The organism is bacterium, from assembly GCA_035529855.1.
Classification (GTDB): Bacteria; RBG-13-66-14; B26-G2; order WVWN01; family WVWN01; genus WVWN01.
This window is the reverse complement of sequence record DATKVX010000125.1, coordinates 1-17233: the sequence shown is the minus strand read 5'-3', so window position 1 is coordinate 17233 and position 17233 is coordinate 1. Positions and strand designations below refer to the sequence as shown.

Annotated in this window: 15 protein-coding genes; 7 read left to right on the top strand and 8 right to left on the bottom strand. The window is 63.9% G+C overall.

The annotated features are described in order from the left end of the window. Nucleotides 1-1679: ATP-dependent Clp protease ATP-binding subunit (locus VMX79_12425; GenBank protein HUV87904.1), on the bottom strand; the 1679-nt coding region annotated here is incomplete at its 3' end. A 20-nt stretch (nucleotides 1680-1699) separates the two neighbouring features. Beyond that, nucleotides 1700-2467: a hypothetical protein gene (locus VMX79_12420; protein ID HUV87903.1), complete on the bottom strand. Its 768-nt coding sequence runs from the start codon at nucleotides 2465-2467 to the stop codon at nucleotides 1700-1702. A 267-nt stretch (nucleotides 2468-2734) separates the two neighbouring features. Here VMX79_12420 and VMX79_12415 point away from each other — a divergent pair, with 267 nt between their 5' ends. The 4 genes from VMX79_12415 (at nucleotide 2735) to VMX79_12400 (ending at nucleotide 6308) form a co-directional block, all read left to right on the top strand. Beyond that, nucleotides 2735-3502, top strand: coding sequence for a glucose 1-dehydrogenase (locus tag VMX79_12415; protein ID HUV87902.1), 768 nt, complete (start codon nucleotides 2735-2737; stop codon nucleotides 3500-3502). Nucleotides 3503-3529: 27 nt separating this feature from the next. Then, nucleotides 3530-3865: a cupin domain-containing protein gene (locus tag VMX79_12410; protein HUV87901.1), complete on the top strand. Its 336-nt coding sequence runs from the start codon at nucleotides 3530-3532 to the stop codon at nucleotides 3863-3865. 157 nt (nucleotides 3866-4022) lie between these two features. Then, nucleotides 4023-5624, top strand: coding sequence for an FG-GAP-like repeat-containing protein (locus tag VMX79_12405; protein HUV87900.1), 1602 nt, complete (start codon nucleotides 4023-4025; stop codon nucleotides 5622-5624). A 54-nt stretch (nucleotides 5625-5678) separates the two neighbouring features. Further along, on the top strand, nucleotides 5679-6308 hold the full coding sequence (locus VMX79_12400; GenBank protein HUV87899.1) for a hypothetical protein: 630 nt from the start codon (nucleotides 5679-5681) through the stop codon (nucleotides 6306-6308). A gap of 80 nt (nucleotides 6309-6388) precedes the next feature. Here the strand turns inward: VMX79_12400 and VMX79_12395 are convergent, their stop codons facing one another. The 6 genes from VMX79_12395 to VMX79_12370 form a co-directional block, all read right to left on the bottom strand. Next, nucleotides 6389-7768 (bottom strand): acetate kinase, encoded by a 1380-nt coding sequence (locus VMX79_12395; protein ID HUV87898.1) that lies wholly within the window; start codon nucleotides 7766-7768, stop codon nucleotides 6389-6391. 256 nt (nucleotides 7769-8024) lie between these two features. After that, nucleotides 8025-8756 carry a hypothetical protein gene (locus VMX79_12390; GenBank protein ID HUV87897.1) on the bottom strand — a complete coding sequence of 244 codons (732 nt, stop codon included), beginning with the start codon at nucleotides 8754-8756 and terminating at the stop codon, nucleotides 8025-8027. A 170-nt stretch (nucleotides 8757-8926) separates the two neighbouring features. Continuing rightward, a complete protein-coding gene (locus VMX79_12385; protein HUV87896.1) occupies nucleotides 8927-10843 on the bottom strand; it encodes a DUF2723 domain-containing protein in 1917 nt (638 codons plus the stop codon). Nucleotides 10844-10901: 58 nt separating this feature from the next. After that, entirely contained in the window at nucleotides 10902-11957 is a 1056-nt protein-coding gene (locus VMX79_12380; protein ID HUV87895.1) for a hypothetical protein, read from the bottom strand. Between the two features lie 100 nt (nucleotides 11958-12057). Further along, nucleotides 12058-13173 (bottom strand): molecular chaperone DnaJ, encoded by a 1116-nt coding sequence (dnaJ, locus tag VMX79_12375; GenBank protein HUV87894.1) that lies wholly within the window; start codon nucleotides 13171-13173, stop codon nucleotides 12058-12060. Nucleotides 13174-13191: 18 nt separating this feature from the next. Beyond that, nucleotides 13192-13800: a nucleotide exchange factor GrpE gene (locus tag VMX79_12370; GenBank protein ID HUV87893.1), complete on the bottom strand. Its 609-nt coding sequence runs from the start codon at nucleotides 13798-13800 to the stop codon at nucleotides 13192-13194. Between the two features lie 154 nt (nucleotides 13801-13954). Here VMX79_12370 and cysS point away from each other — a divergent pair, with 154 nt between their 5' ends. The 3 genes from cysS to VMX79_12355 all read left to right on the top strand — a co-directional run bounded on the left by cysS (nucleotide 13955) and on the right by VMX79_12355 (nucleotide 17040). Then, nucleotides 13955-15385, top strand: coding sequence for a cysteine--tRNA ligase (gene cysS, locus VMX79_12365; GenBank protein HUV87892.1), 1431 nt, complete (start codon nucleotides 13955-13957; stop codon nucleotides 15383-15385). A gap of 180 nt (nucleotides 15386-15565) precedes the next feature. Then, nucleotides 15566-16249 carry a hypothetical protein gene (locus tag VMX79_12360; GenBank protein HUV87891.1) on the top strand — a complete coding sequence of 228 codons (684 nt, stop codon included), beginning with the start codon at nucleotides 15566-15568 and terminating at the stop codon, nucleotides 16247-16249. 101 nt (nucleotides 16250-16350) lie between these two features. Then, nucleotides 16351-17040 carry a hypothetical protein gene (locus VMX79_12355; GenBank protein HUV87890.1) on the top strand — a complete coding sequence of 230 codons (690 nt, stop codon included), beginning with the start codon at nucleotides 16351-16353 and terminating at the stop codon, nucleotides 17038-17040. The last annotated feature ends 193 nt before the right edge of the window (nucleotides 17041-17233 follow it).

Genomic DNA, 17233 nt, shown 5'->3' with positions numbered 1-17233 from the left:
GCCAGCGCCTTGGCGAGCTCGGTCTTGCCCACGCCCGTCGGCCCCAGGAAGATGAACGTCCCCACCGGTTGGTTGGGGTCCTTGAGCCCCGCCCGGGCGCTCCGCACCGCCTGCGATACCGCCCGCACCGCCTCCTCCTGGTCGACGATGCGGCGGTGCAGCTCCTCCTCCATCCGCAGCAGCCGCGCCTGTTCCTCCTCGGTAAGCTCGGCGACGGGGATGCCGGTCCAGCTCGAGAGGACCTCGGCCACGTCCTCGCGCGTCACCACCGCGTCCTGCTCCTTCTCGGCCTTGACGCGCTCCCACTTCCCCTTGACCTCGTTCAGCCGGGCCTGCAGCTCGAGCGCCTTCACGTGGGCCTGGTTGGCGGCCTCGAAGTCGTTGCGCGCGATGGCCTCCTCCTTCTCGCGCTCGAGCTTGTCGACCTCGGCCTGGGTGGCCGCGAGGTCCGGCGGCACCGTGAGGTTCGCGAGGTGAACCTTGGCCGCCGCTTCGTCGATGAGGTCGATGGCTTTGTCGGGCAGGAAGCGGTCGGCAATATAACGCGCCGAGAGACGGGCCGCGGCGACTACGGCCTCGTCCGAGATGGTGACGCGGTGGTGGGCGGCGTAGCGCTCGCGCAGACCCTCCAGGATGGCGACGGTCTCCTCCACCGTCGGCTCGTCGACGAGGACCGGCTGGAAGCGGCGCTCGAGCGCGGCGTCCTTCTCGACGTACTTGCGGTACTCGTCGAGGGTCGTCGCGCCCACGGCCTGCAGCTCGCCCCGCGCCAGCGCCGGCTTGAGGATGTTGGCCGCGTCGATGGCTCCCTCCGCGGCGCCGGCGCCCACCAGCGTGTGCATCTCGTCTATGAAGAGTATGACGCCGCCGCCCTTGACGATCTCGTCGACGACGCCCTTGAGGCGTTCCTCGAACTCGCCGCGGAACTTCGTCCCGGCCACGAGGCCGGCGAGGTCGAGCTGGATGACTTTCTTGTCGGCCAGCATCTCCGGGACGCGGCGGCCGGCGATGGCCTGCGCCAGGCCTTCGACGATGGCGGTCTTGCCCACGCCCGGGTCGCCGATGAGGACCGGGTTGTTCTTGGTCCGGCGGGACAATATCTGGATGCAGCGCTCTATTTCCTTCTCGCGGCCGATAACGGGGTCGAGCTTGCCGTCGCGCGCGAGCTTCGTCAGGTCGCGGCCGAAGGTGTCAAGCGCCGGCGTCTTCGACTCCGCGCTCGCGCCGTACGGGCCCGCGGCCTTCGCCCCCATCAGCTCGTAGCACTTTTCGGCGGCGACCTTCGGGTCCGCGCCCAGCGAGACCAGGACCTTGACGCCGGCGCCGGCGGTCTCGTGCAGGACGCCCAATAATAGGTGTTCGGTCCCGACGAGCTGGGCCTTGAGGCGCTGCGCCTCGTCAACGGCGTGCTGGATGGCGCGCTTGGCGTCGGGCGCGAACTCAATTACGACGCCGGGGGCGGCGCCGGGCCGCGACGGCGCGAGCTGTTGGGCCGCGGCGCTGACGCGGTCGAAGTCCAGGCCGACGGCGCCGAGCGCCCGGGCCGCGACCGAGCCCCGGTCGCGGGCGATGCCGACCAGCAGATGGTCCGTCCCGATCTGCGCGGCGCCCAGGGCCTTGGCCGTTTCCTGCGCCGAGCGGACGGCCTCCTGCGCCCGATTCGAGAAGTATTCTTCCACGATTGCTAAGCTCCCATTACTCAGTCATTATTAAGTATTGCCCTAATTCCTTTTTTTATTTCGATAGCCTTTACTTTCCAATGTCCCCATGCGTTCTTTTGCTTTTCGGACTTAATTCCTAGCCCACAAATAGAATAGAATACCAACTCGTAGAGATGCCTTTCCTCGTAATAACAACGGATCGCTTGGATAAGAAAGAGCGACATAAAAACGAGTGCGAAAAAACCCACAATGTAAAATCCTTCTATATTGACGGCGATACAACCGCCTTTTATATAAATCACAAGAAAACTTAAAGAAAAACCCAACCAAACAGCGAGTGAGTTATTAATACCGGCCAATTGGCCGCCGTTCAACCTCCTCCGCCAATCGGATAATTCTTTCGGGAAATCCTTAAAAGTAAAAAAGCTTAAAAAAGTATCCGGGGACATTTTCTCAAATGCGTTTGTATCAACATTACGACCTATGCTATTCAAAATATATTCCTTTAGCTCTATCCTTATCGCGTCATCGTGGAAATTCCAGCAATTAAGAGGCCTTCCGGAACGGTCGCGGCGGGGACCGAGCAAAAAGCAACCAAAACGGCGTAAGACTATATGCAATGTTCCAATTAGAAAACCAAGAACGGGCGCTAAAGCTATTAAACCTGCGGCACCGCCCAAACCGATTTTTGTATACAAATTCTCAAATTCGGGTAATCCATTACTTACTGCGGAAAAAGTGATTATAACCGTTAATAAAAATATACCGCCGGCGAAATAAGTAGAGATAAATAATTTCGGGTCCATCTCCTTACCTCCTCTTTTGTTTTAAACCTGCTAACCAGTTATAGTATTTAACTAAAAACGGGGAGCGACTCGAGAAGTATTCTTCCATAACGGCTCGTCTCCCAATATAGGGTTATTTTATAATATAGTCATTATATATAAACCCCGCGCAAAAATAAAGGCCGCCTTTTCAAGGCGCCGCGGGAGCCGCCCGACTCGGCATAACCCGGCGGCGGACCTATGATATAGTGAGCGAGAAGTCGTAACGATATTAAAGGGGTGATTTGAATGGCTCGAGTCAAAGATAAGGTTGCGCTCGTGACGGGCGGCGCGATGGGCATCGGCGCGGCGTGCTGCACGCTGCTCGGCCGCGAGGGGGCCCGGGTCGTCGTGACGGACGTCGACGTGAAGGCCGGCGAAGCGGTGGCGGAAGAGATACGGGCCGCGGGCGGCGAGGCCGTCTTCTTCCGGCACGACGTATCCGCCGAGGCCGAGTGGAGCGACGTAATCGCGAAGACGCTCGAAAGATACGGCGGCCTCGACGTCGTAGTGAACAACGCCGGCATCGGCGCCACGACCACGGTCGAGGCCGACACGCTCGAGGGCTGGCGCCGGCTCCTGAGCGTCAACCTCGACGGCGTCTTCCTGGGTACGAAGTACGGCATCGAGGCCATGAAAGAGCGCGGCGGCTCGATTATCAACATGTCCTCCGTCCTGGGCCTCGTCGGCGACGCGGGGACCGCCTCTTATTGCGCCAGCAAGGGCGGCGTTCGCCTGCTGACCAAATCCGCCGCGCTCCACTGCGCCAAGCAGGGGTACGATATCCGCGTCAACTCGGTTCACCCCGGGTACATCTGGACGCCGATGGTCGAGAACGCGATGAAGGCCCGGGGCGACGTGGAGGGCGGCCGCGCCTACCTCGAGAGCCTCCACCCGGTAGGCCGGCTGGGCGAGCCGGAAGACGTGGCCTACGGCGTGCTGTACCTCGCCTCCGACGAATCCAAATTCGTTACCGGCGCCGAGCTGGTAATAGACGGCGGCTACACCGCCCAGTAAAAACTTAAACCGAAGGTGGCAACCGATATGGCTCGAACGAGCGAAGGCGGCCCGTTCGTCAAACGCCTCGACGCCCGGGGCGAAACCCACCTCCCCCTCCTCACCGAAGGCGTCGCGAGGCGCATGCGCGCGGGGATGGTAACGCTCGGGCCGGGCGAGGAGTGCGGCCGCCACAGCACCGAGGACTACGAGGAGGTTTTGGTGGTACTCGAGGGCCGCGGCGAGGCCGAGCTGGAGGGCTACGGCGCGCTCGCGCTCGAGGCGGGGCAAGTCGCGTACATCCCGCCGGAGACGTTCCACAACGTGCACAACCGCGGCGACGGCGCCCTCCGCTACGTCTACGTCGTCGCGCCGGCGTCGTAACGAAAAACGGCCCGCGGCGGCGTCCCCCCGGGCACCCTAATTAATGCTTGACTCGAGGCCGCGAATAGCTTGCTAAGCCGGCAATATTAATATAGAATTGACCACCAATAAGTTTCCTTGCGCAGCGAATATCAAATCTTAGAAAAGGTGGGATAAAATGAAACGGCGTTACGCGTTAACGTTTATCGCGACGATTCTGGCGGCGACGACCGCGCTCGCTGGCGCGAAGCTGCTGTGGTCGTATACCGACTGCAATGGCGTCTACGCCTCCGCCGACCTGGGCGATATAAACAGCGACGGCGTACCGGACGTCGTGTGCGGCAAGTACTACTCCGACGACGGCGACGAGCTCTTCGCGCTGTCCGGCAAGAACGGGAGCAAGCTCTGGGCCGCCAACGACTGCCTGGGCCTGTGGGGCACCCACGGCCTGGATACCGTGGAAGACCTCAACGGTGACGGCATCCGCGAGGTAATTATGGGCACCCCCGGCGGCGTGAGCGAGGGACGCTCGTTCTACCTCAAGTCCGGCAAGGACGGCACCACCATCTTCACGTACTCGACGTACAGCGGCCCCAACGCCGGCTGGGTCCACTCGGTGGCCGGCACCGGCGACGTGAACAAGAACGGCAAGAAGGATTTGCTAGCCGCCGCCGGGGGCCAGACCAGCGACCCGAGCGGGACCGTCTTCTGCTTCGACGGCGGCAGCACCACGGACGCGGTTAACATCATCTGGACCTTCAGGCCGCCGCGCGACGGCGCGCAGTGCGTGACCGCGATAGCCGACGTCACCGGCGACGGCGTCGCCGACGTCGTGGCGGGCGCCGGCGGCAACAGCTACGACAACAAGGTGTACGGCCTCAACGGGACGAACGGCGCCCAGATATGGCAGTACGACACGGGCGGCAGCGTATCCGACGTCGTCGTCCTCGGCGACCTGAACGGCGACGGCTACGACGACGTGGCCGCCGGCGGGTACGCGAAAACGGTGGTGGGCCTGAGCGGCAAAGACGGCTCGCTGTTGTGGACCAACGGCGTCGGCGCCATCGTGATGGACCTCGAGCGCCTGCCGGACGTCAACGGCGACGGCAAAGACGACGTCGTCGTGGGCTCGTGGAGTTCCAACCTCCTCTGCGTCAGCGGCAAGGACGGCGCGACGCTGTGGACCAAACCGGTGGCCGCGGACGTGTGGTCCGTGGACGTGGTCGAGGACGTCGACGGCGACGAGCTGTGGGAGGCCGTGGGCGGCTCGCTGGGGAGCGGCAGCGGCGTCGCGAAGTGCTACTCCAACAAGGGCGACGAGCTCTGGACGCGCAGCTTCTCGGAGCGCATCTACGACGTCGAGCGCGTGGGCGACGTGACGGGCGACGGCGTGAGCGAGGTCTGCGTGTGCCTGCAGGATAAGGGGCACGAGGCCGCGCACGTTTGGCTCTTCGACGTCAAGGGGGATACCGGCGTCGAGGAGGGCCCGCCCCACGCGCCCGCGCCGCGTACGCCGTACGCCTTCGCGCTCGAGCAGGCGCGGCCCAACCCGTGCCGGGGCGACGCCCGCATAGCCTTCACGCTGGCGGAGGCCGGCGCCGCGACGATGGAGCTGTACGACATCTCGGGCCGCAAGGTCCGCACGTTGCTGGAGCGGCCCCTGGCCGGGGGCGAGCACGACGTGGCCGTCGGCCTCGCGGGCCTCGCGCCCGGCGTATACATCTACCGGTTGCGGGCGGGCGTCGACGCCGCGGCCAAGCGGCTGGTCGTCGCGCGGTAACGGCGCCCCGAGGCCAACCGGCCTAAGAGTATTAACGGCGGAGAGGAGCGGAAAATGAAAACGCTACTGAGGTGGGGCGTCGTCGCGTCGGTGGCGGCCGCGGCGCCCGCCTTCGGGAAGACGAAATTCGCCGGCGAGAACGTTACGATAACGGTCGCGCCGCCGCGGGTGACGGTGGAGGGTACGTATACCTTCTATAACGCCGGCGACGAGCCGGATACGCTCGAGCTGTACTATCCCTTCCCCCGCGGGCCCGGGCTGGGTAAGCCGGAGAATATATCCGTCCGCGACGCCGACGGCGGCGCCGTCCCCTTCTCCTGGAAACGTTACGACGTCGCCTTCGAGGTAACGGTACCGCCGCAAACGGAGGTGGGGGTGTCGGTCGCGTACGAGCAGCCCTGCGACGGCTGCGAGTATAAGTACATTCTCGCGAGCAATCGCGGCTGGCAGCGGCCTATCGAGAAAGCGACGTTCGCCGTCGAGGTCCCGCCGCAACTCGCCCCCGTCAAAGGTTCCTACGAACTGGAGGAGGTCCCCTCCCGCGAGGGCGTCGTCCGCTACGAGCTGCGGCGCGAGGATTTCTACCCCGACGTGGACCTGGTCCTCCACTGGGAGCGGCCCGATTTCTACTTCGGCTCGACGGCGCTGGAGGGCAACGCCGACGCGCCGGAAGACGCGCGCTAACGCGCCCCACCGCGTAGCCGAAACAATAAAAGGCGGCCTCGAAAGGCCGCCTTTCAGTACTATGACCTAAGTAACGGGCGTCACCCGAGCCGCGGCCGGTAGTCTGGTTTCTGAAAAGAGTACACGAAGCGGTCCGGCGGGTGGTACGTGCCGTTGAGGAGGGCGATGGTATCCTCGATGAATACCCGTTCCTCGTCGGTGGGGATGACGAACACCCTCGTCGCCGAGGCCGACGACGAGACGTCGACCTCCGCGCCGCGCGGCGCCCCGGCGTTCTTCTCCGCGTCGAGGACGACGCCCAGCCCCTCCAGGCCGCGCGCCGTCGACGCCCGTATCTCGGGCGAATTCTCCCCTACGCCGGCCGTAAAGACCAGCGCGTCCACCCACCCCAGCGCCGCGGCGTACGCGCCGACGTACTTCTTCAAGCGGTAGCACTCGACCTCCAGCGCCGCCTTGCAGCGGTACGGCGAACCGGCCGCGGCGGCGTCCTCGTCCTCGCTCGCGGCCTCGGCGTCCATGTGAGCGAGCACGTCTCGCCGGTCGGCGTACTTCCCCGTAAGGCCCAAGACGCCGCTCCGCCGGTTGAGTCGGCTGTAGACTTCCTGAGGCTCGAGGTTGTACTCCGCCATCACCTGGAACGGGATGGCCGGGTCGATGTCGCCGCACCGCGTGCCCATTACCAAACCTTCCAGCGGCGTGAACCCCATCGAGGTGTCCACCGATATGCCGCCCTTGACCGCGCAGACGCTGGCGCCGTTCCCTATGTGGAGGGTAATGACGTTGGCTTCCGCCGGGCTTCTATCCATAAGGGCCGCGGCGCGCCGCGAGACGTAGAGGTGGGAGGTGCCGTGGAAGCCGTAGCGGCGGACGCCCTTCTCGAGGTACCACTCGTACGGCAAGGCGTACAGGTACGCGTAATCGGGAATGGTGTAGTGGAACGCCGTATCGAAGACGGCGACGTGCGGGACGTCGGGAAGGATGGCGCGCGCCGCCTCGACGCCGGCGATGTTGGGAGGGTTATGGAGCGGCGCCAGACTTATGCAGTCGCGGAGCACGTCCACGACGCGGTCGTCCACGATAACGGAACCCGTAAGCGCTTCACCGCCGTGGACGACGCGGTGCGCCGCGGCCGAAATTTCACCCAAATCGGAGATGACCGCGCCCTCGCCCTTCGTCAACGTCGCCAGGACGAGGTCGATAGCCTCCTTATGGGTGGGGCACTCGTGCGTCCGCCGCAACGTCAAGCCCCCCCGCATCTTAACGCTGACGGCCCCGCGCCACGTCCCCGACGGCCCGCCGAGGGTTTCGTACGCCGGCGACGGCGTCAGCCGGTGTACGATAAAGGAACCGCCGATGGTAATCCTCTCGACGATGCCCCGGGCGATGGTACGTTCCTCGGCGGCGTCGAAGAACGAATACTTCAGCGACGAGCTGCCGCAGTTGATCGTCAATATTTTCATCGGGTAATAAAAAGGCGTCCGGCCGCCGAAGGCGCGCGTATCGGCCCGGCCTGCGGACCGCCACTCGAGACGCAACGGCCGGCGGTAATGCCGACTCGGCCCCTCCCCTATTAGATTATTTTATCTTTTTACGGCGAATATTACAAGTAAAACCCACGGCGGCGCGAGCCGAATCTCTCTCCGCATCCCGACGGTCGCGCGCGCCAAACAAAAGCCGCCCGCTTCCGCGGGCGGCTAGTTCCTGATAAGCCCTTTGTTATTTATACAGGGCTTTTACCTTACCGAGCGACTGCGGGGCGACGCCGCTGCTGCCCCACATAAAGTCCAGGATGTTAGACCAGAGCGTTGCCGGTTGTGTCGTGTTCAAGGACGGGAAGTAACCGCTAATAACGCTGTGCTTGTCCGCGGCAACCATGATCCCGCCCTGGCTCGGGGTTTGGGTGGTGGTCCAGCCGGTCACGGGGACAGCGGTGGTCCAAGGCATGCGCTGGCCGGCGACGCGGTAGCCCGGGTTGCCGTACGTCCAGTTAGTGATGCCGGAACAAATTGGATGCGTCGTGGCCCACGCGTAATGTGGTGCAGGCGGCGTGGTCATAGGCACACTGGTCGGGACGGAACCGCCCATCGCGGTAACGAGCATAGAACTGTTGCCGTTGTTCATAGACCAGTCGGCGTAGAAGAGGGGGCCGATTTTCTTGTTATACCAGTCCGCCATGTGCTGATATTGCGTGGCGGTTCCCGGGTAGTTGTGGGCCTCGACGATGACTATGTCCCAAGTCCCGGATACGAGCTGCGAGTCGAACGTCGGCCAGGTAGCCCCCGAGTAAGACGTAATCGTAGCCGTGGGCCACTTCGCTTTGAGCGCGGTGATGACGGCTTCCCCGTAACCGCTGAACACGTCGTACTTGACGATAATCTTCGACGGGTCCGCCGCCAACACGCTCGTCGCGACGAGCACAAATGCCACTAACAACGCTACCTTCTTCATACGGTCCTCCTCTTTAGGTTACACCGTTTCCTATGCTAATACTCGTGTAGATATTACCGAACCCCGGCCCAAAGGTCAAGCTTTTTTTCGTACTTACAACCCGGCGAAAAACCGTAATAACCCCCTATTCGGAAGACGTACGTAAACGTTGCCGCCGAAACGGAAATCCCCTATTCGCCCGGGTAAAAGTCCGTTAAAACCGCCGATTCTTGCGCCGCCAGGTCCGGCCGGCCCGTACGATAATAAAGCCGTACCAAGTTCTCCCGCGCGGCTCGAAAAGTCGGGTCCAGCGCGAGGGCGCGTCGGTAGTGGGCGGCCGCGGCCTTTAGGTCGCCGCGTTCCTCGGCGTAGGCGCCGAGGCCGTTCTGCACCTTCTCGGCGCGGGCGCCGAGCCGCTCGGCCGATTTCAAACAAAATTCGGCCCGGGCGTCGTCCCCGGCACGCGCCCTGTCGCGGCATTCGGCGACGTATTGCACGCCGAGGTACGTCGCGGTCCAGTAATCGACGTACGGCGGCGGCTCCGGCTCCACGCCGCGGCGGCGGTACAACGACCACCAGTCGCGCTCCGCGGCCCTGCCGCCGGGCGGTACCAACCGCCAAACGCGCCCCCGCCGCTCGTAGCGGTAGCCGTAATACCGCGGCGGCCCGAACGGGTAAAGCATATAGTAGTCGCGGCGCCGGTCGCGAACCAACGCCATGAAGGCGTCCACGTAAGGGCCGGCGCTCGCCCCGGCGGGCATATAGCGGTACCTATCGCCGACCAAGTCGAAGAAGTCGTGGAACTGGCGCGTCCCGGCGGCGTCGACGAAGTAAACGTCCGGCCGGGCGTAGCCCGCCGTCACGAGCGCGGCCAGGGGTCCCGTTACCGCGCTGCCTTCGTAGCTCAGGATATAGGTCGCGCGCGGCCCGACGACGCGCAGGACGTTACCGGCGGCTTCCTCGGCGTACGGGAAATCGGACCGGTCCGCAGGGCCGAACCGCGCCGGGACCGTGGCCGCCGCGACGGCGACCGACGCCAAGGCCGCGACCGCACCCGGCCAAAAACGCCGCCCCGCCATTCGCCGACACAACCACGCGACGCACGCGCCGCAGGCCAATGCCCACGCCATATAGAGGGCCATGTACCAAGTCCGCCAATTCGCGGAGTAATAATTCAGGATGAACGCGACCGCCGCCGTCGAGGCGCCGAAGAGGAGGACCGCGCCTTTTAACCGGCAGCGGAACAGCCACGCCGCGCCTAAAACGCCCGCCGTTAAGCCGAGCCAGCCGAATTGGCTGAGGAAAAGCCGCGCGGCCATTTTCGCTCGAGCCGCCACCAGCGCCGGCGTCGCGGCCAGGAGCTCGTGCCGATACGCTTTCCCGGTCACGTGATAGTAAAAATTCCTCAAGTTGTCGGGTTTGCCCCAGTCCGTCGCGACCCCCGCGGCGGACCTCAGCGGTAAGTACAGGTAGGCGGACAAAGCCAGCGCGAACGCCGCTCCCGCGAGGCTCAATACCTTCAACGACGCCATGCGCCGGCCTCCCGCCCAAAACGCGTACGCCGCGTACGCCGGCAGAAAAGCGGCCTGCTGGGGATGGACGCCGCACGCCAGGCCGTAGACGAAGGCCGCGGCGAAAAAGGGCCGGTCGTCCGGGCCGCCGCCCCAAACGAGAAGCAGCCAAACCGTAGCCGCGGTAAGGGCGAGGCTCAACGTGTAAACCTCCGCCGCCGTCGCCTGCGCCCATACCGCCGGCGCCGAACCCACCGCGAGCGCGGCGACGGCCGCGCCGGCGGCGCCGAAGCCGTGGGCGCCGTACAGCTTCAAGGCCGCGAGCACCACGAAAAAAGCGGCGGCCGCGCCCGCGACCCCGCTGAAAAAATTCACCCCGGCCGATGCGCCCACTCCCGGCAACGCCGTGAAGATATACGACGAACATAAGTACGCCGGGTACCCCGGGGCGTAACAGTTACCCAAAAGGTATACCGAGCGAACGTATATCCCGGAATCCTGCCAGTACGCGCCGCGGCAACAGCTCGAGGCGTAAAGGACGAAAAAAAGGCCCGCCGCGGCCAGGGCCAAAAAAAGCGCCGCTCGGCGCTCGAGCAACCCGACTCCGACTCCGGGCCCGCGTTTCATCTGTCGGCGTTCACTTCAGCGGCGACGACTAATAACTATGGTAGTAGTCAGAGAGCACCTTCTCGGCGGGCTTACGCTTGGGCGTCCAATTGTTGTTATCGGGGCCGCCTCCCGCGTCCGGGCTCCAGTTGTCCCAACACCAAATAAATATACCGCGAAGCCACCGCCGTCCCGGCGCCGTCATAAACAGCGCTTTGTAGCAGACCTCCTGCGCCTTGGTATCGACCTCGTCGGTCTCCGTAACGATCCCCTTCTTCCAGCACAGGGGCAGGGACCGGTAACCTACCTCCGTGAAAATGACCTCCTTGTCGGTCAGGCGGGCGCGGTAACGCCAACTCCCCATCTCGTCCAACGGCCCGGCCCACGCCTTCACCATAGTGGAGAGGCCGACGTCGTCTTTCTTCGACAACGCGAAGTACGCGTTGACGCCGACGTAGTCGACCGCGTCCCAGAAGCAAACGTCCTGGTAGACGCGCCAGTGGGCGGCGTACGTCAACGGGCCGCCGTATCGCGCTCGAGCCGAGTCGATGACGTCAAGCCACTGCTCGCGCCGGTTCTTGTCGCACCACGAATACTCGACGCCGACGCATAACATCTCCACGTCCTCGTCCGCGGCCATCTCGGCGTAGTGGTTGACGAAGCGCCGGTAAGAACTAAACCACGTGTCCGCGTTCTTGGGCTCGAAGTTCGCGCGCCACACGCCGTCGTGGCTGTCGACGTACGGCTTGAGCATTACCTTGGCGCCCTTGGCGTGGAGGTACCTTATCACCTGGCGGACGCTCTCGTCCGGGGCCGTCTTACCCTTGGCCGGACCAATTAGGGTGGAGGTGCGCGTCTGCTGATACCAAACCGGCACCAGCGCCACCCATTCGACGCCGGTGGCGAGCATGAGGTCGAGGTTTTTAGCCTGGTTGGGAAGGGCCGACAAAGGCTCCTTGCGAGGGAAGTACGTCATGCCGCGAAGAAAGGCCGGGTTCTCGGAGATAACCGGCTCGTACGGGATATCCTCGAAAGCACCCGCGACGCCGTCGCTTGCGGACGCCGCGGCGAGCGCCAAGGCCACGAGTATTTTAACTCGGCCCATAGAACGAATCCTCCGATTTTCGGATGCAATAACGACCGCCGTCGGGCTCTTTACCGCGGCGCCGCCCCGCTACCGCGAAAAATCCGGGCCCTGGGCCGGGCTACTCCCGTACCCACCCCATCGCCCGGGCGTACTTTTCGAACAGCTCGCGCTGCTCCTTGTTCATCTTCTTGGGCGTGGTAATTTTCACCTCGACGTAGTGGTCGCCGACCCGCCCGGTGCGCTCGTCGCGGATGCCTTTCTTCTTGACGCGGATCTTCTTGCCGGCCTCTATCCCCGCCGGGACCTTGACGTTGACTTTGCCCTGGGCCGTATCCACGGCTTTCTTGGCGCCCAACAGCGCATCGGCGAGGTTGAGCTCGAGTTTGCCGTAGGTATCCAGGCCGTCGCGGCGGAAGCGCGCGTCCCGCCTGACGTTGACCGTGATGTAGAGGTCGCCCCGCAGGCCGCCGGCGCCGACGTTGCCCTCGCCCTTCACGCGGATGACGCCGCCGTCTTTTATGCCCGCCGGTATCCGCACCTTCAACGGCCTCTTCGCCCGGCGGACGCCGGCGCCTTTGCACTCCGGGCAAGGCTTCTCCACCACCGTCCCCTTGCCGGCGCACGTCGGGCACGCGCGCGTCACGCCGAACTGGCCCAGGCCGACGGTCACGGTGCCCCGCCCCTCGCACTGGGGACAGGTCTTCGGCTGCGTCCCCGGCGCGGCGCCGGTTCCGGCGCAGGTCATACAGGGCTCGTCGCGGGCCAGGTTTATCTTCGCCGTCCCGCCCTTCACCGCCGTCGAGAACGGGACCTCGACCGTCATCTCGACGTCGCGGCCCGCCGCCGGTTCGGCCTGCGGCGCGCCGGCCTCCCCCCGCCGGAAGATCTGGTCGAAGAGCCCCCCCAAACCGCCCAGGTCGCCGATGTCGAATTGGAACGTCTGGCCGGCCCCCGGCTGAGAGTATCGCGAGAAATCAAACCCGCCCGGGCCCGGGCCGCCGGCCCCCGCGAAGGCGCCGTACTTGCGCAGCATGTCGTACTCTTGGCGCTTCTTGGGGTCCGAGAGCGTCTGGTATGCCTCGTTAACTTCCTTGAATTTCTCGTCGGCGCCGGCGTCGGCGTTCCGGTCGGGATGGTACTTCATCGCCAGGCTCCGGTACGCCTTCTTTATCTCGTCCTCCGAGGCGTCCTCCGAAACGCCGAGCACCGCGTAGAAATCCTTATTGGCCGGCATATCGCGTTTGAACCGGGCCTAAGCCCCGGCGCCGCCCCCTTCCGGTCCTTCCGGCGGCGCGCCCGGCCGGCCTCGAGCCGAATCGCCGGCGACGCAAACCTCCACCTTAGCCGGCTTGAGCAGCACCCCCTGGAATTTATAGCCGGGACTCACGACCCGGGCGATCACGTCCGGCGGCAGCTCCGGGTCGCACGTTACCGATACCGCCTCGTGGACCTCGGGGTCGAAGGGGTCGCCGCGGCCGGCGGGTATGGCCTCCAGGCCTTCGGCGCGCAGAACGTCGTACATCGTACGGTCGAGCATGCGGATGGAGTCCACGTGGTGCTGCGGGACCGCCTCGTCGGCGTCCGCGGCGTCGATGGCCCGCGTCAGGTCGTCGAGCACGGGCAGCAGCTTCTCGACGACGCCGCGCGCCGCGGCGGCGCAGGACCGTTCGTAGTCCCGGGCCAACCTCTTACGCGTATTGTCGAGGTCCGCGGCCCGGCGGAGCAACTCGTCCTTCGCCGCCGCCGCGGCCTCTTCGGCCGCGGCCAGCTTCTCCCGCAACTCGACTACGCGGCCTTTCAAGGTTTCGACGTCGGCCGCATCCTCCAACGGGATTTCCACTTTTCTCTTCTTCTTGTCCATAGGCGACCCGGCTCGAGCGTGCTGCGTTGCGCCTCGTGAACTCATTATATATAATTTCCGCGGCGCCGTCAAACGACGACCGCCGGTTTTTTAACTTTAATCCGAAGGCGTTTTTTGATAATATCCGGCAAACTCGAAGCGCTCGGTAACGGAGATGGCGATACAATTCTACAACACGCTGACGCGACGGCTCGAAACTTTCGAGCCGCTGGAGGCCGGGAAGGTCGGCATTTATACCTGCGGCCCCACGGTCTACGAACGCGCCCACGTCGGGAACTTCCGGACCTTCACGTTCGAGGACCTGCTGCGGCGGTTTCTACGCTGGAAGGGCTTCGACGTCGTCCAGGTTATGAACCTAACGGACGTCGACGACAAAACCATTCGCGGCTCCCGCGAGGCCGGCGTCAGCCTGGCCGAATACACCGAGCCGTATATCATAGCGTTCTTCGAGGACGTCGACGCCCTCCGCATCCAACGGGCCGAGCACTACCCCCGGGCGACGGAGCACGTCGCGGATATGATCGAGCTCGTCCAAAGGCTCGAGGCCGCCGGCCACACGTACGTCTCGGAGGGCGCCGTCTACTACCGGATATCCACGTTCCCCTCCTACGGCAAGCTCTCCGGGATGGACATAGCGTCGCTTCAACCCGGGGCGCGCGTCGACGTCGACGAGTACGCCAAAGAGGAGGCGCGCGACTTCGCGCTGTGGAAACCGGTCGACGAGGGGGACGCCGGCTGGGACTCGCCCTGGGGCCGGGGCCGCCCCGGGTGGCACGTCGAGTGCTCGGCCATGTCCATGAAATACCTGGGCGAGACGTTCGACATCCACACCGGCGGCGTGGACAATATCTTTCCGCACCACGAGAACGAAATAGCGCAGAGCGAGGGCGCCACCGGCAAGCCGTTCGCGCGTTACTGGCTCCACGCCGAACACCTCATCATCGACGGCCGGTCCATGTCGAAGTCGCTGGGCAACTTCTTCACGCTCCCGGACCTGCTCGCCAAAGGGTACGACCCGTTGGCCATCCGCTACCTGCTGCTCGCCACCCATTACCGCAGGCAAATGAACCTGACGCTCGAGGTCCTCGACGCCGCGGCCGCGGCCGTCACCCGCCTTACCGACTTCTACCACCGGGTATCGGAATACGAAGGCGCCGGCGGGAAGGACCTGGCGGAGGAAGTGGGCGAGGCCGAGGGCGCGTTCGCATCCTCGCTCGAGCAAGACCTGGGCATCGCGGAAGCGCTGGCCGCGGTCTTCGACCTGGTCACGGCGGCCAACCGGGCCATGGACCGCGGCGAGCTCTCGGCCACCGGCCGCGCGAAACTCCTCGCCGCGTTGGATTCCTTCGACCGGGTCCTGGACGTTTTCCACGCCACGCCGGTAGCGCTCGACGAAGAAATCGAAAAGTTAATAGCCGAGCGCGAAGAAGCCCGACGCGCGAAAGATTACGCCCGGGCGGACGCGTTGCGAGAAAAACTCTCCGCGCTGGGTATAACGTTGGAAGATACGCCGGAGGGCGTACGGTGGAAGAGGCGGTTCGGCAAGGCCGCCGGGGGGAAAAACCCGAAGCCGGCTAAGCGTTGATTTAAAAACCCTTTTCGGCGCGACGGTAAAAATTGAGCGAAAGCTTATTTTTTCCTTGACAACTAATACCCTAGGATGTTACAAATTAGTTTAGTATTCCCGGTGCACTCGGCCGGGGGAGGTTTTCCCTGAATGGTGTTAGCCGAGCGGCTAACAGAAAATATATAGGAGGTTTTGTCCATGAAGAAGTTCGCTTTAGTAATAAGCTTGGTAGCTTGCGTCGCCGTCGGCGCTCAGGCGGCGGACGTAATCGTTGAGCGAGCCGAGGGAAACCGGTCCATACCGGAAGCGACCGGCCTCGACAATACCGTTGAGCTGAAATGGGATACGGGCTTCGCTCATTGGTTTCTGGTATGGATCACCGCATCCGGCATCTTCGTCGGCAACGATTTCGACGTATCCACCGTTAAGACCTACGGCGGCCTTAAGACGATGCGGGTCGCACTGTGGGATTGGCCGAACACCGGATGGGAGGGTGGCCGCATAGCCGTCTTCTCGTACGCCGGCGGCGTTCCGGGCTCGATTATGTGGCCCACCAACGGCACGCCCAAATTCGTCATGCCCACCGGCGCCACCAGCGGCTTTAAAGACTTCGACGTCACCTACGTGCTCCAAGGCACCAAGAAGTTTACGGCGGCCTGGGAGCAATTCTACAATTATCCCAACGCCGACTCGTTCGGGACCGACTACAACCCCACCTTTTCGGGCCACTCGTGGATGTACACCGGGGGAAGCTGGTCCCTGTTCTATTCAGAAAACATCGCGCCGTATCGTAACGTCATGATCCGCATGATAGTCGACAACGAGCAGAACGAAGCCGTCTCGCCGTCGAGTATCGGCCGCGTAAAGGCGCTCTACTACTAACCGGAAGTTTCAGCGCGTCATCCAAGGGAGCCTATCCGGCTCCCTTTTCTTGCGGCCGCTTTTACGATTGACACCCCGGCCCCCGGCCGGTATAATGAACCGTGGCCAAGCTACAAAGAACCGTCGCGATTGCGGCCGCGGCCCTTACCGCGGTCGTAACCGGTGCCGCGGACCATATAGTGGAGCGCGCCCCCGCGGACCCTGCGATAGTCGCGCCCCGGGGGTGCGACGGCGCGCGCGAGTTGAAATGGGATTCGGGCCAGCCGTCCTGGCTCATCGCCTGGCGCAGCGGCGCCGGCACCTGGGTCGGCAACGACTTCGACATCTCCACCGTCAAGACGTATCCCTACGTACGCAAAGTCCGCCTATACTCCACCCCCACCTGGCCCAACGGCTCCTGGGATGGGTTCTACCTCGCCGTTTACTCGTTCGCCGGCGGCGTCCCGGGCTCGATGATGTGGCCCGCCGGAGGCCGGGGCAAGTACGTCCGAGGTTCGACGCCGTCGTACGGCTGGCAGGAATTCAACGTCAATTGGGCCCTGCCCGCGGGCGTCAGGAAGCTCGTCGCCGCCGTGGAACAATTTTACGATTACCCCAAATGCGACCCGCACATAGTCGACGATAACCAGATCTTCCGCAAACACTCCTGGACCTACTACCAAGGCAACTGGCATCTCTTGACGAACAAAACCGGCTATTACAACCTGATGCTGCGCGTCGTCGTGGACGACGAACACAATCCCGGCGTCGAACCCGTCGCCCTGGGGCGCGTAAAAGCTTTATACTATTGACGCGGACGTCTGCGGGCGCGTTGAAGGGAGCTGGTAGGCCCCCTTTTTTCCGGGGTCGCGACGTATCGGTTTGGCACCTCCAAACGCCATCCCCGTAATAAACGCGTGAAAGGTAAAAGTTACAAAATAAGGGAGGTTCCGCGGTGAGGATAATAATGGCTTTTACGACAAGCTTTATTTTAGCGACCGCCGC

Coding starts and splice junctions, on each gene's coding strand:
- VMX79_12420 (HUV87903.1), bottom strand. CDS start 2,467: ATGGACCCGAAATTATTTATCTCTACTTATTTCGCCGGCGGTATATTT.
- VMX79_12415 (HUV87902.1), top strand. CDS start 2,735: ATGGCTCGAGTCAAAGATAAGGTTGCGCTCGTGACGGGCGGCGCGATG.
- VMX79_12410 (HUV87901.1), top strand. CDS start 3,530: ATGGCTCGAACGAGCGAAGGCGGCCCGTTCGTCAAACGCCTCGACGCC.
- VMX79_12405 (HUV87900.1), top strand. CDS start 4,023: ATGAAACGGCGTTACGCGTTAACGTTTATCGCGACGATTCTGGCGGCG.
- VMX79_12400 (HUV87899.1), top strand. CDS start 5,679: ATGAAAACGCTACTGAGGTGGGGCGTCGTCGCGTCGGTGGCGGCCGCG.
- VMX79_12395 (HUV87898.1), bottom strand. CDS start 7,768: ATGAAAATATTGACGATCAACTGCGGCAGCTCGTCGCTGAAGTATTCG.
- VMX79_12390 (HUV87897.1), bottom strand. CDS start 8,756: ATGAAGAAGGTAGCGTTGTTAGTGGCATTTGTGCTCGTCGCGACGAGC.
- VMX79_12380 (HUV87895.1), bottom strand. CDS start 11,957: ATGGGCCGAGTTAAAATACTCGTGGCCTTGGCGCTCGCCGCGGCGTCC.
- dnaJ (HUV87894.1), bottom strand. CDS start 13,173: ATGCCGGCCAATAAGGATTTCTACGCGGTGCTCGGCGTTTCGGAGGAC.
- VMX79_12370 (HUV87893.1), bottom strand. CDS start 13,800: ATGGACAAGAAGAAGAGAAAAGTGGAAATCCCGTTGGAGGATGCGGCC.
- cysS (HUV87892.1), top strand. CDS start 13,955: ATGGCGATACAATTCTACAACACGCTGACGCGACGGCTCGAAACTTTC.
- VMX79_12360 (HUV87891.1), top strand. CDS start 15,566: ATGAAGAAGTTCGCTTTAGTAATAAGCTTGGTAGCTTGCGTCGCCGTC.